At 65.6% G+C, this 12,508-nt stretch carries 11 protein-coding genes and 1 riboswitch; of the genes, 8 read left to right on the forward strand and 3 right to left on the reverse strand.

What is annotated here, in order from left to right:
• The first annotated feature begins 167 nt into the window (after window positions 1–167).
• The 3 genes from AC50YA_RS17480 to AC50YA_RS17490 all read left to right on the forward strand — a co-directional run bounded on the left by AC50YA_RS17480 (window position 168) and on the right by AC50YA_RS17490 (window position 3,419).
• Window positions 168–1,310 carry an NAD(P)/FAD-dependent oxidoreductase gene (locus tag AC50YA_RS17480; RefSeq protein WP_494983501.1) on the forward strand — a complete coding sequence of 381 codons (1,143 nt, stop codon included), beginning with the start codon at window positions 168–170 and terminating at the stop codon, window positions 1,308–1,310.
• A gap of 12 nt (window positions 1,311–1,322) precedes the next feature.
• Window positions 1,323–2,534 (forward strand): imidazolonepropionase, encoded by a 1,212-nt coding sequence (gene hutI / locus AC50YA_RS17485; RefSeq protein WP_494983502.1) that lies wholly within the window; start codon window positions 1,323–1,325, stop codon window positions 2,532–2,534.
• 96 nt (window positions 2,535–2,630) lie between these two features.
• A complete protein-coding gene (locus AC50YA_RS17490) occupies window positions 2,631–3,419 on the forward strand; it encodes a DeoR/GlpR family DNA-binding transcription regulator (RefSeq protein ID WP_494983503.1) in 789 nt (262 codons plus the stop codon).
• Between the two features lie 17 nt (window positions 3,420–3,436).
• Here the strand turns inward: AC50YA_RS17490 and AC50YA_RS17495 are convergent, their stop codons facing one another.
• Complete coding sequence (locus tag AC50YA_RS17495; RefSeq protein WP_494983504.1) at window positions 3,437–4,117, reverse strand: histidine phosphatase family protein; 681 nt, start codon at window positions 4,115–4,117, stop codon at window positions 3,437–3,439.
• A 144-nt stretch (window positions 4,118–4,261) separates the two neighbouring features.
• Here AC50YA_RS17495 and AC50YA_RS17500 point away from each other — a divergent pair, with 144 nt between their 5' ends.
• Window positions 4,262–5,041, forward strand: a complete 780-nt coding sequence (locus tag AC50YA_RS17500; RefSeq protein WP_494983505.1) for a CPBP family intramembrane glutamic endopeptidase — start codon at window positions 4,262–4,264, stop codon at window positions 5,039–5,041.
• A 126-nt stretch (window positions 5,042–5,167) separates the two neighbouring features.
• Here the strand turns inward: AC50YA_RS17500 and AC50YA_RS17505 are convergent, their stop codons facing one another.
• The gene (locus AC50YA_RS17505) at window positions 5,168–5,806 is read right to left on the reverse strand and encodes a VOC family protein (protein WP_185263043.1); all 639 of its coding nucleotides are present in this window, start codon (window positions 5,804–5,806) and stop codon (window positions 5,168–5,170) included.
• 205 nt (window positions 5,807–6,011) lie between these two features.
• Here AC50YA_RS17505 and AC50YA_RS17510 point away from each other — a divergent pair, with 205 nt between their 5' ends.
• The 4 genes from AC50YA_RS17510 to AC50YA_RS17525 all read left to right on the forward strand — a co-directional run bounded on the left by AC50YA_RS17510 (window position 6,012) and on the right by AC50YA_RS17525 (window position 11,501).
• On the forward strand, window positions 6,012–7,364 hold the full coding sequence (locus tag AC50YA_RS17510; RefSeq protein WP_494983506.1) for a bifunctional o-acetylhomoserine/o-acetylserine sulfhydrylase: 1,353 nt from the start codon (window positions 6,012–6,014) through the stop codon (window positions 7,362–7,364).
• A gap of 68 nt (window positions 7,365–7,432) precedes the next feature.
• A riboswitch (SAM riboswitch) is annotated at window positions 7,433–7,547 on the forward strand.
• Window positions 7,548–7,560: 13 nt separating this feature from the next.
• The gene (gene metX, locus AC50YA_RS17515; protein ID WP_494983507.1) at window positions 7,561–8,676 is read left to right on the forward strand and encodes a homoserine O-acetyltransferase MetX; all 1,116 of its coding nucleotides are present in this window, start codon (window positions 7,561–7,563) and stop codon (window positions 8,674–8,676) included.
• 216 nt (window positions 8,677–8,892) lie between these two features.
• On the forward strand, window positions 8,893–10,275 hold the full coding sequence (locus AC50YA_RS17520) for an MFS transporter (protein WP_494983508.1): 1,383 nt from the start codon (window positions 8,893–8,895) through the stop codon (window positions 10,273–10,275).
• Window positions 10,276–10,382: 107 nt separating this feature from the next.
• Window positions 10,383–11,501, forward strand: a complete 1,119-nt coding sequence (locus tag AC50YA_RS17525; RefSeq protein WP_494983509.1) for a zinc-dependent alcohol dehydrogenase family protein — start codon at window positions 10,383–10,385, stop codon at window positions 11,499–11,501.
• Window positions 11,502–11,532: 31 nt separating this feature from the next.
• Here AC50YA_RS17525 and AC50YA_RS17530 read toward each other — a convergent pair whose 3' ends face one another.
• On the reverse strand, window positions 11,533–12,432 hold the full coding sequence (locus AC50YA_RS17530; RefSeq protein WP_494983510.1) for a LysR family transcriptional regulator: 900 nt from the start codon (window positions 12,430–12,432) through the stop codon (window positions 11,533–11,535).
• Window positions 12,433–12,508 lie beyond the last annotated feature (76 nt).

Here is a 12,508-nt window from a genome sequence, read left to right on the forward strand (position 1 = left end):
CACCCAAAGAGACATGATCGCTCAACCGCTCCGGACCCACCGGGGTCACCCATCCACTACGCGCCATGCCGAAAGATTAACACACCCCTGCTAAGTGAACGGCATTGGGGCTAAACCCCTGGCGGGTGCCCGGCGCGGCCGCAGGGCAACTCTGCAAGGATGGAGCCATGGCAGCACACTACGACGTCCTGATTGTGGGCGGCGGCATCGCCGGCCTGTCCCTGGCGTCCGCGCTCGCGGGCAGCTGCAGTGTGGCGCTGGTGGAAGCGGAGCAGGAGCTGGCGTACCACACGTCCTCCCGCTCCGCCCGCCAGCTTATTCCGAGTTACGGCCCTGAGGTGGTGCAGGAACTCACGGTCCGGACCCTTGAGCTGATGGCGGCCCGGGACGCGCAACTGCCGGAACCTGTCCTGACGCCGCGGAGTTTTATGCTCATCGGCACAGAGGAGTCCGTCCGCGCCGAGGCCAGCGGCCACATGAATGCCATCACGCATGAACGGGCAATGGAGCTGTGCCCTGCGCTGGTTTCCGGGTCCTTCTCCGCCGCAGGCCTGGATACCGGATCCTTCGGCTGCAATGCCCCGCTGCTGCTGGAAGACCACCGCCTGCGGGCTGAGGCCGCAGGCGCCGACATCATCACCGGCGCCCGCGTACATTCCGCCCAGCGGCTGGGCTCGGGCTGGGAGATCGGGGCCGGGCAGGAAGCCTTCGAAGCCGGTGTGCTGGTCAACGCGGCTGGCGCTTGGGCTGATGAAATCGCCGTGATCAGCGGCGTGGAGAAGCTCGGGCTGCAGCCGTACCGGCGCACTGCGGCGATTGTCGACGTCGAACGTCCCTTGCCCGGGCACAGCCCCATGGTGGCGGCAGCGGACCACACGTTCTATTTCCGCCGGGAGGGCACCGAGGTGCTGATCTCGCCGTCGGAAACGGTACCCAGCGGACCCGAGGACGCCAGGCCGCGGCCCGGCGATATCGAGCGGCTGATCGTGGAGCTCAACCAGCTGACCACGTTGGGAATCCGCGGAGTCCGGACCGCGTGGACGGGTCTCCGGACCGAGGCAGCCGACGGCGTCCCGGTGGCCGGGTTCGACGCCGAAGCACCAGGGTTCTACTGGCTCGCCGGTCAGGGCGGGTACGGTTTCCAGACGTCATCGGCCATGGCGGAGCTCGCCGCCGCGCAGATCCTGGCCGGGCAGGGCGCCGGACACCTCGCAGGACAGGGCGCGGGGCACCGTCCCAGTGCGGCCCACCATCCGGCATCCCGGACAGCGGAGGCGCTGGCCGCCACGCGCTGGTCCATCCGGCGCTGAACAATGGAACCCATGAGCACCCTGATCACCAACATCGCCGAGCTGATGACCCAGGACCTGGACCACCGGGTCCTTAAGAATGCCGCCGTGGTGGTCGAGGGCGAACGGATCGCCTGGCTCGGTGCCGCAGCGGATGCGCCGGCGGCCGACGACGCCGTGGACGCCGGCGGCCGGGCCGTGTTGCCGGGCTGGGTGGATTCCCACACGCACCTGGTCTTCGCCGGTGACCGCACTGCGGAGTTCGAGGCACGGATGGCAGGGGAGTCCTACTCTGCCGGGGGTATCGCCGTAACCATGGACGCCACCCGGCGCGCGTCCGATTTCGACCTCACCCGGCTGGCGATGGCGCGCGTGTCCGAGGCCGTGTCGCAGGGCACCACCTACCTCGAAACCAAGACCGGGTACGGGCTGGACATTGAGCACGAGGCCCGGAGCGCCCGGATCGCCTCCACCGTCGCGGACGAAGTCACCTACCTCGGCGCCCACCTTGTCCCCGCGGGCACCGACGCGGACGCCTACACCGATCTCGTCTGCGGGCCCATGCTTGAAGCCGTCCGGCCGTACGTCCGGTGGGCGGACGTGTTCTGCGAGGAAGGCGCCTTCACCGCGGAGCAGTCCCGCCGTGTGCTGAAGGCGTGCCGCGCCGCCGGATTGGGGATCCGCGTCCACGGCAACCAGCTCGGCGAAGGCCCCGGCGTGCAGCTCGCGGTGGAACTCGGGGCAGCCAGCGTGGACCACGTGAACTATCTGTCGGCCCGTGACGTGGCGGCGCTGGCGGAAAGCTGGTCCGGCTGGAACCCGGGAACCGGCACGGGGGTCCGCGGCACTGTCGCAACCTGCCTGCCCGCGTGCGATCTCTCCACCCGGCAGCCGCTGGCCCCGGGGCGTGAACTGTTGGACGCCGGTGTGCAGGTGGCGCTGGCCTCCAACTGCAACCCGGGTACGTCCTACACCAGCTCCATGGCGTTCAACATGGCTACTGCCGTGCTGCAGATGCGCTTGAGCGTCCACGAAGCGGTGCGTGCCGCAACCTATGGAGGCGCGCTGGCGCTGCACCGGGAGGCAGGGCACGACGCCGACGGCGAACGGGCGGTGGGTTCGCTCGCCGTCGGGCACCGGGCAGACCTGCACATGCTCAACGCCCCCTCGGCCACGCATCTCGCTTACCGCCCGGGCATGCCGCTGACGTACGCTGTGTGGCGGGCCGGTGTGCGGGCGCGGTAGCCAGGCTCCCATTTCATGACGCAAAATGATCATTACGGACTGTTATGATCAGATAACGTCATAATCTGGTGACTGTTTGACGCTGAAAGGCCCCCCATGACCCGCACCGACCGCTTGACGGCCATCCTGGACATCCTCGCCAAAACGGGCCAGGTGGAGGTGGAAGAAATCGTGGGCACGCTGGGCGTATCGCCGGCCACGGCACGGCGTGACCTGGACAGCCTGGCCAAGCGACGGCTGCTGACCCGCACCCGGGGCGGAGCCACCACCGGCGCCCTATCGTACGACCTCCCCGGCCGATACAACCGTGACGACCACGCCGAAGCCAAGGAACAGATCGCCCAGGCGGCTTCGGCACTCATTTCACCCGGAGCGGTGATCGGGCTCTGCGGCGGCACCACCAGCACCGCCCTCGCGCAGATCCTGGCAACGCGGGAGGACCTGAACGCTCCCGCAAACCAGCCCACCCTGACGGTGGTCACCAACGCCATCAATATCGCTGCGCAGTTGGCTGTCCGCCCCAACATCAAGGTCATGGTGACCGGCGGCATACTGAACCCCCGCTCCTACGAACTGGTGGGCCCGTACACCGACATCATCATGCAGAAGGTGGTTATGGACATCGCCTTCATTGGTGTGAACGGCATCGACCCCGAAATGGGCCCAACCAACACGGGGGAGGGCGAAGCGTCCGTGAATGCCCTGCTGGCCAGCCGGGCCCGGGTTTCCTATGTCCTGGCTGACTCCTCCAAAGTTGGGGTCAGAGCGTTCGCCACCATGGACGGCTACGCGTTTAACCGCCTGATCACAGACTCCGGTATCTCCGCCGAGGACAAGGCGGCGTTCGAAGCCAACGGCACCGAAGTGATCGTTGCCCCGCACTGAGCGGCCAGCAACAACCCCTAGAAAATCATCGGCGGCGAATCCAGGACAGTCTCGTCCACCCGGCGGTCCACCCACTGGCTGAACGGAATATCGAGTTCGTACTTGCCCAGATCGGTGCGCAGAAGGGTCCGCACCGCGGCATTGTCCGGGTTATTGAGTGATTCGAAATACTCCACCGACCAGTGGAACCAGCGCATACAGAACAGGCGCATAGTGAGCCCGTGGGTCACCAGCAACGTGTTGGGGGCGTAGTCCGGTTTGGACCAGTGGCGGTACAGAGTCTCCATAAACGAGGAGATCCGGTCGTAGACGTCGGAGCCGGATTCGCCTTCCCTGAACCGGTAGAAGAAATGGCCGTAAGCGTTGCGGAGTTCCTTCTGGTCCTCGATGTCGCCGGTGATCTGGAAATTGGCCCAGTCCTGCTCACGGAGACGCGGTTCTTCGATCACCCGTTCCGTGAGGTTGCCAAGGTTGAGGGCCTCAAGGGTTTGGTGCGCCCGAAGGTACGGGGAAACGTAGACGCAGACCTGGCGGCCGTCCAGCTCGCGGCGGATCCGTTCGCCGGCCGCCGTGGCCTGCGCCAGGCCCTGGGGAGTCAGCGGAATCCGGTAGTCCGGGACCCTGTTGTAGATGGACGTATCGACGTTGGCCGCGGACTGGCCGTGCCGGATCATAAAGATTTTCCCTGGCGCGCTCATAAGCCCCAAGCATAGGTGCCCCCGCAACGGACGCTCTCTCACTTTTGGTGAGTTTTTGGCGGACGCTCTCTCACTTTTGGTGAGCCCCGGCGAGCTGGCCACCCTAATCAGCGAAGAACCAGAAACTACAGGCAAGATGGAACCATGTTGGTTCCCTCCCGCCGTAGGCTGCGGATCGAAGTCTGGATTGTGCTGGGCCTTTCCTTGGGGCAGTCCGCCGTCTACTCGGTGGTGCAGCTGCTGGACAAGATGACCCGGGCCCCACTGGCCGAAGGCACGTCCACGCTGAACCGGTCACAGAGCCCGCGCGAATACTTCGACCTGACGTACCAGCTGCTGGACATCGTTTTTGCCCTTGTGCCCGTGCTGCTGGTCATCTACTTCCTCACGGACCAGCGGCAGTCCGGCGCTGGCGTGAGCAGCCACGGCAGTTCGGCATTCCGGAAGCTGGGCTTCAACTTCGCCAGGCCGGGCCGCGATCTGCTGCAGGGCTTTGGCCTCGCGGCGCTGATCGGAATTCCTTCACTGGGTCTTTATGCCGCGGGACGTGCCCTGGGGATCACCACCGCCATCATCCCCAGCGCACTCGACTCGTACTGGTGGACCGTTCCCGTCCTGATCCTGTCCGCGCTGCGGCACGCCGTGGTGGAGGAGGTCATCGTGGTGGGCTATCTCCTGGACCGCTTCGGCAAGTTCGGCTGGAGCATGCCCCTGGCCATCTTCACGAGCTCGATGCTCCGCGGCAGCTACCACCTGTACCAAGGCTTCGGGCCGTTCATCGGCAACGCAGTGATGGGTGTGGTGTTCGCCTGGCTTTACACCAGGACCAAACGGGTTATGCCGCTGGTCATCGCGCATGCGCTGCTGGACTTCGTGGCCTTCGTTGGCTTCAGCCTCTTTGGCCGGGCTGTGGGCCTGGGGTAGGTCAGCCGTGGTTCCCGTGCGTCACAGGCGCAGTGAAGCAGGCCCGGCCTTAAAGGGATTCGGCCGCCATCGGTGGGTGGCATCATTGGCACCCGCTGATGGCGGCCGAAGCTATTGAACGTGCAATCAGATGGTGACTGCGCCCGTAGCGGTTTCGAAGGTCACGGACAGGATGCCAGGGGTTCCATGCGGAGCCACCCAGTCAACGGCCACATCCTCCAGCGGCTTCTCGACGGGTTCACCCAGCCATTCCGTCACGCGTGCGGCGGAACCGGCTATGGTCAGGCAGCTCATCTTGACGTTGCTCTCATAGGCGTTGGACGGGTGCAGGGCGGGGTCGCCCTCCCACTTGAGCATGTACGGGACCTGCGGGTCCGCGATCAGGCCCAGGATGCCGATCTGCTTCCAGACCAGCTCACGGCCGTCCGGGAACTTGCGGTTGCCGTTCACGGCAGCACGGCCCAGGCGGTCTTCGAACGGAGCGAGGTCGTCCACTTCGACGCACCAGCCCATCCAGCCGCCGCCGGCCTCGGACCGCGCCCGGACAGCCTGCCCGAAGGGAGCCTTGTCCGATGCCGGGTGGTTCAGGACCTCCACAACTTCCAGGTATTTGTGGCCGGCGAGGGGAATAATCATGTTCCGGGTTCCAAACCGGGGGTGCACTCCACCCTTCACGGCTTCAACGCCGAGGGCGGACGAAATACGTTCGGTGGTGGCAACGAGGCCATCTTGTTCACAGGCGTAAGAGACGTGATCCATGCGCATGCCATCATCTTGGCACTTTGTGATCCGGCTCTCAGCTAAGGGTAGCCTTACCGGATTCCTGTTGCGTCACGAGTGGACATTCCGCCCTGAATGTAGGAGAAGAAGCCGCCGACTGACCACGTTCGTCACAATCCTGTTCCCGTCCGGGAAGTCTTCCTACACTGAACGCAACCGAGCAGTGCCACACCACGTCAAGGAGCATTGAATGTCGAACGGATGGTCTTTCGAAACCCGCCAGATCCACGCTGGCCAGGAACCGGACAGCGCCACCGGCGCCCGGGCGCTCCCCATTTACCAGACGACGTCGTTCGTCTTCCCGAGCGCTGAAAGCGCCGCCAACCGGTTTGCCCTCGCAGAGCTCGCGCCGATCTACACCCGCATCGGCAACCCCACGCAGGACGCTGTTGAACAGCGGATTGCCAGCCTGGAGGGCGGACTCGCTGCGCTGCTGCTGAGTTCGGGACAGGCCGCTGAAACCTTTGCCATCCTGAACATTGCCGAGGCCGGTGACCACGTCGTAGCCAGCCCCAGCCTGTACGGCGGGACGTATAACCTCCTGGCGCACACCCTCAAGAAGTTCGGCATCTCCGTCACGTTTGTGGCTGACCCGGACAACCTGGACCATTGGCGCGATGCTGTCCAGCCCAATACCAAGCTCTTCTTCGCCGAAGTGGTCTCCAACCCCCGCCAGGACGTGCTGGACATCGAGGGTGTGTCCCGGACCGCCCACGACGCCGGCGTGCCCCTCGTTGTGGATAACACCCTCTCCACGCCGTACCTCATCCGCCCGCTCGAATGGGGCGCGGACATTGTGGTCCACTCCGCCACCAAGTATCTCGGCGGGCACGGATCTGCCATTGCCGGGGTGATTGTGGACTCGGGTAACTTCGACTTCGGCGCGGACCCGGAACGGTTCCCGGGCTTCAACACCCCGGACCCCACCTACAACGGGCTGGTCTACGCCCGTGACCTTGGGGCCGGCGGAGCCCTCGGCGCCAACCTGTCCTACATCCTCAAGGCCCGCGTCCAGCTGCTGCGCGACCTCGGCTCGGCAGTGTCACCCTTCAACGCCTTCCTCATCGCCCAGGGCCTGGAGACGCTGAGCCTGCGGGTGGAACGGCACGTGGCCAATGCCGTCAACGTCGCGGAGTGGCTTGAGGCAAGGGACGACGTCGAATCCGTCGCCTATGCCGGGCTGCCCTCCAGCCCGTGGTACGAGCGCGGCCGCAAATACGGCCCCAAAGGCACCGGTGCGGTGGTCGCGTTCAACCTGGCCGGCGGCGCAGAGGCCGGGAAGCGCTTCGTGGATGCCCTGGAGCTGCACTCCCATGTGGCCAACATCGGGGACGTCCGTTCACTGGTGATCCACCCGGCATCAACCACGCACAGCCAGCTCTCGCCCGAGCAGCAGGCCATCGCCGGGGTCACTCCGGGACTGGTCCGCCTGTCCGTGGGCATCGAACACATCGATGACATCCTCGCCGACCTTGAAGCCGGCTTCCGGGCGGCCAAGGGCGCGGCGGAGCCTAACAAAGACGCGGCAGGCCAGGGGAAGTAAGGCCCCCGCAAAGTCACAACCAGTCACACGCTTAGCAATGGACCGGGGCTGTTCGTACACTCGAAGCAGGTCATGAGTGCCAGCGACAGCCCCGGCTTGCTGGCCGGCAACCCTCTTTCGCGGCGGGGTGCCCCGGGTGAGGACCTGGCCTGCCGGTCAATTGACGGTGGGCAAGCGCGTAGAAAAGGTCCTTGCCATGACGATTACGATTTCCCGAACTGCAGCCCCCGGTAACGGTGTGGTCCGTTACGCCAGCATTGGTGGCCTCGAGCTCGAGGCCGGCGGGTACCTCCCGGATGTCACCCTCGGCTATGAAACGTGGGGCACCCTCAACGCGGACGGCTCCAACGCCGTCCTGATTGAGCATGCCCTGACCGGCAGCACGCACGTGACACGGGGCGATAGTGACGAGCCCGGCTGGTGGGAACAGCTGGCCGGACCCGGGGCGCCGGTGGACACGGACCGGTTCTTTGTGGTCTCCATCAACATTGTGGGCGGCTGCTACGGCTCCACCGGGCCGTCCTCGGTTGCCCCGGACGGCACGCCGTGGGGGTCCCGTTTTCCTCTGGTGACACTGCGGGATACAACAGCGGCTGAGGCCAGGCTGGCTGACCAGCTGGGCATCCCGAGCTGGTATGCCGTGCTGGGCGGCTCCATGGGCGGCGCACGGGCCCTGGAATGGGCGGTCACCTACCCGGAACGTGTACAGCGTTGCGCCGTCATCTCGATCGGTGCCGCCAGCACGGCCGAACAGATCGCGTTCGCCCAGGCGCAGACGCTCGCCATCCGCCAGGACACCAATTTCAACGACGGCGACTACTACGGCGGTCCGCTGCCGGAGGACGGCCTGGCCCTGGCCCGGCGCATTGCGCACATCACCTACCGCTCCGCAGAGGAATTCGATGGCCGCTTCGGCCGGTCGGCCCAGCACCCGGAATCGCCGTTCCAGGCGGCGGCGCTGGGGGAGCGGGGCCGCTACCAGGTGGAAAGCTACCTGGACCACCAGGGCCAAAAACTGGTGCGGCGCTTTGATGCCAACAGCTACATCGCCATCACCGACGCCCTGATGAGCCACGATGTCTGCCGCGGGCGGGGCTCGCTGAATGAGGCCTTGGGCCGTGCCACCGCCAGGTTCTTCGTGGCCGCCGTGGATAGTGACCGGCTGTACTTCCCGTCGCAGTCCCGTGAGCTGGCTGACGCGCTCCCGGGCGACGTGGACGTCCACGTTATTGCGGCTCCGATCGGCCACGACGGTTTCCTGACCGAGATCGGCCAGCTCGGCGCCCAGCTCCGGCGGCATCTCGCCGACTGAGCCGGACAGGGCCGGGACAGAGCCGGAACCCAGCCCGGATAGAGCCGGACAGGGCACATGTGCATAAATGCAGATAGGTTCTGCGCTTTTCGTCGTTGAGCATGACCCGTCGCCAGTCCATACTCGTGGGACCCGGCGCGTCGTGGTGAACGTCATGCATGGCCGCCAACGTCTGGTCCCCAGTGGTGTCGATGGAGACGCCGAAGGAGTTCACGCATGAGCACGGATAACTCCGCCGCAAGGCGAGCAGTGGAAACCGATGTCAAGACCTCAGGCCTGAAAAAAGTCGTCACGGCTTCCATGGCCGGCACCGTGGTTGAGTGGTACGAGTTTTTTCTCTACGCCTCCGCAGCCACCCTGGTCTTTGGCAAAATGTTCTTCCCCAATTCCGGAACGGAACTGGATGGCATCATTGCAGCGTTTGTCACGTATGCGGTGGGATTCGTCGCCAGACCCATCGGCGGGATTGTCTTCGGACACTTCGGTGACAAGTTCGGCCGGAAGCAGCTCCTGCAGCTGAGCATCATCCTGGTGGGCGTCTCCACTTTCCTGATGGGCTGCCTGCCCAGCTTCGCGCAGATCGGCTACTGGGCGCCGGCGTTGCTCGTGCTCCTGCGCTTCGTGCAGGGCTTCGCTGTCGGCGGTGAATGGGGAGGCGCGGTTCTTCTCGTGGCCGAACACAGCCCGAACAAGTCGCGCGGATTCTGGTCAAGCTGGCCACAGTCTGCCGTCCCGATGGGCAACCTCCTTGCCACGGGCGTGTTGTTCACCTTGTCCTCCACCCTCTCTTCCGCTGACTTCCTCGGCTGGGGCTGGCGGGTGGCGTTCTGGCTCTCTGCCGTGATCGTGGTGATCGGCTACTACATCCGCACCAAGGTCCAGGACGCACCGATATTCCTGGAGGCGCGTAAGGAAGTCACTGTCGAGAAGAAGGGCTACGGCGTCGGGGAAGTCTTCCGCCGCTACCCCCGGGGCGTCTTTACGGCCATGGGCCTGCGGTTCGCGGAGAACATCCTCTATTACCTCGTGGTCACGTTCTCCATCACCTACCTCAAAGTTGTGGTCGAGACGGACACCTCCCGGATCCTGCTGCTCCTGCTGGTGGCGCACTTCATCCACTTATGCGCTGTCCCGCTCGTCGGCAAGATGTCCGATGCTTTTGGCCGCCGGCCTGTGTACATCGCCGGTGCGGTCCTCGGTGGAACCTGGGGCTTCTTCGCTTTCCCGATGATGGACACCGCCAACGACCTCGTCATCCTGGCCGCGATCACCATCGGCCTGCTTTTTCACGCACTGATGTACGCGGGACAGCCGTCAATCATGGCGGAGATGTTCCCCACCCGGATGCGGTATTCGGGCGTTTCGCTCGGCTACCAGGTGACGTCGATTGTGGCAGGTTCGCTGGCACCGATCATCGCCAGCTCGCTCCTGGCCAGCTTCGGATCCTCCACTCCGGTGGCTCTCTACCTGCTGGCTGCCTGCATCGTGACAGCGGTCTCCGTGTTCTTCCTTAAGGAAACCCGCGGCATCTCATTGCACGACGTCGACGCCGCTGACGCCCAGGGCACCGCCGATCTCCTGGCGGCCGCCAGGAAGTAGGCCCGCCAGGACGCGGCAACACCAGCGCATAGCTGCTGCCCGGACCCGCGCATGCAGGTCCGGGCAGCAGCACGCCAGCCCCTTTACCCCGAAGGTCAGGAACTTCCATGCGAGCAGCAGTTCTTTACTCCACCGTCCCGCCCGGCACCAGCTACACCGACGCAAAGCCCCTGGTGGTGCAGGAGCTGGACCGTCCCGAACCCCGTGCCGGTGAACTGGGCGTCACCATCAAGTACTCCAGCCTCTGCCACTCCGACCTGTCCGTCGTGGACGGCTCCCGCGTCCGGCCCCTCCCCATGGCACTGGGGCATGAGGCAGTAGGCCGCGTCGACGCCGTGGGCGAGGGCGTTAAGGACATCAAAGCGGGGGACCACGTGGTGCTTGTTTTTGTGCCGAGCTGTGGGAAGTGCCGGGCCTGCTCCGCCGGCCGGCCCGCGCTCTGCCACCGCGCCGCCGAAGTCAACAGCTCCGGCGACCTGCTGCACGGCGATGCCTTGCTCCGCACCCCGGAGGGCGGGCGGATCAACCACCATCTGGGCGTCTCGGCCTTCGCCGACTATGCCGTGGTGGCGCGCGAGTCCGTGGTGGCTATTGACGACGACGTCCCGGACACTGTGGCGGCCATGTTCGGGTGCGCGGTGCTCACTGGAATGGGCGCCGTGCTTAACACGGCTGCGGTGACGGCCGGGCAGTCCGTGGCAGTCTTCGGGCTGGGAGCCGTGGGGCTGTCCGCGGTGATGGCTGCGGCCGTCGCCGGCGCGTCGGCCGTGATCGCCATTGACCCGAATACGGGCAAGCACCAACTGGCCCGCGGCTGTGGCGCCACAGCCGCAGGCACCCCCGAGGAGGCCGCCTCACTGATTGCCCGGGCCACGGGGGACGGTGTGGACGTTGCCATCGAAGCCGTGGGCTCAGCCCGGGTGATTGCCTCGTGCCTGGAGCTCGTGACACGAGGGGGTGCGGTGGTATCCGTGGGCCTGCCGCACCCATCCGCGAAGCTGACCGTCCCGGCCCTGCAGTTCGCCGGGGCGGGCAAGCGCCTGCTGGGTTCCTATATGGGCGACGCCGTGCCGGAACGCGATATTCCGCTTTTCCTCAATTACTGGAGGCAGGGAAAGCTGCCGGTGGAGCTGCTGCACACGGACACCAAACCGTTGACCGAAATCAATGAGGGCCTTGATGCCCTCGCCAACGGTCAGGTGGTCCGGCGGCTGTTCCAGGCGTAGCGGCCGGCGCCCGCCGGGGAATGGTGCCCTGTCAGCCTGCCAGCAGTTCCTGGCGTTCGTCCACTTCTTCCTTCAGCGCGGCGATGACTGCCTGGACCTGGCCCGACCGCAGTGATTCCGGGCGTGCCACGGCCCAGATGGGGAGCTGGCGTTGGAAGGCGTCGGGGAGCACAGGGACAAACTCGGGCTTTCCTGCCACCATAAAATTCGGCAGTAGGCCGATTCCCGCACCTCTGCGCACCGCCTCCACCTGGGCAAAGATGCTGGTGGCCTGGAAACTGGACTTCGGCATCGGCAGCTGCGAGGACCGGTGTCCCAGCTCTGCCACCTGGAGCGCCGACTCCACGTAAGACACAAAGCCGTGCTGCCCCACGCCGTCGAGCGTTTCGGGCAGCCCGCGCTCGGCGGCGTAGCCAGGGCTGGCGTAGAGCCGCAGGAAGTAATTAGTCAGGAAGATCGTCTGTGCATTGGTGACATCGGTCCGGCCCACCACCACCTCGAGGTCCACGCCGGACCGGTTCTGGCTAACCTTTCGTGTGGCGCTGAGCATTTCCACGTTCAGCAGCGGGTGCCGGTGCTGAAGCCGGACGAGGGCCGGCGTCACAAACTCGGCACCGAAGCCGTCTGATGTGCTGATCCGCACCAGCCCCGAGAGGCCGCCCCGGTCATCGCTGATGAGACCGGACAGCGAGCCCAGGGTTTCCTCGATGGCCTCGGCGGCGGCTACCGCGGAGGCCCCGAGCTCGGTCAGTTCCCAGCCGTGGGGGCTGCGTTCCAGTGTCCGGCCGCCCAGTTGTCTGTCCAGGGCGAGGATGCGCCGGGAAATGGTTGTGTGGGTTGTGCCTAATGTCTCGGCGACGGCGTTGAACCGGCCCAGGCGGGCCACCGTCAGCAAAATCAGCAGATCGTCAGGGCTCGGAAGCCGTCTCACGTGCGGTCCTTCTCTTTATGTGCATCAGTGCACATGGTGTCTGTACTTTTTCTCCTTGATTGCACTGTAGCAGGGT

It is taken from the genome of Pseudarthrobacter sp. RHLT3-21 (assembly GCF_059383495.1).

Bases quoted from the DNA above. Each gene is read 5' to 3' on its own strand.
- AC50YA_RS17480 (WP_494983501.1), top strand. From the start codon at position 168: ATGGCAGCACACTACGACGTCCTGATTGTGGGCGGCGGCATCGCCGGC.
- hutI (WP_494983502.1), top strand. From the start codon at position 1,323: ATGAGCACCCTGATCACCAACATCGCCGAGCTGATGACCCAGGACCTG.
- AC50YA_RS17490 (WP_494983503.1), top strand. From the start codon at position 2,631: ATGACCCGCACCGACCGCTTGACGGCCATCCTGGACATCCTCGCCAAA.
- AC50YA_RS17495 (WP_494983504.1), bottom strand. From the start codon at position 4,117: ATGAGCGCGCCAGGGAAAATCTTTATGATCCGGCACGGCCAGTCCGCG.
- AC50YA_RS17500 (WP_494983505.1), top strand. From the start codon at position 4,262: ATGTTGGTTCCCTCCCGCCGTAGGCTGCGGATCGAAGTCTGGATTGTG.
- AC50YA_RS17505 (WP_185263043.1), bottom strand. From the start codon at position 5,806: ATGCGCATGGATCACGTCTCTTACGCCTGTGAACAAGATGGCCTCGTT.
- AC50YA_RS17510 (WP_494983506.1), top strand. From the start codon at position 6,012: ATGTCGAACGGATGGTCTTTCGAAACCCGCCAGATCCACGCTGGCCAG.
- metX (WP_494983507.1), top strand. From the start codon at position 7,561: ATGACGATTACGATTTCCCGAACTGCAGCCCCCGGTAACGGTGTGGTC.
- AC50YA_RS17520 (WP_494983508.1), top strand. From the start codon at position 8,893: ATGAGCACGGATAACTCCGCCGCAAGGCGAGCAGTGGAAACCGATGTC.
- AC50YA_RS17525 (WP_494983509.1), top strand. From the start codon at position 10,383: ATGCGAGCAGCAGTTCTTTACTCCACCGTCCCGCCCGGCACCAGCTAC.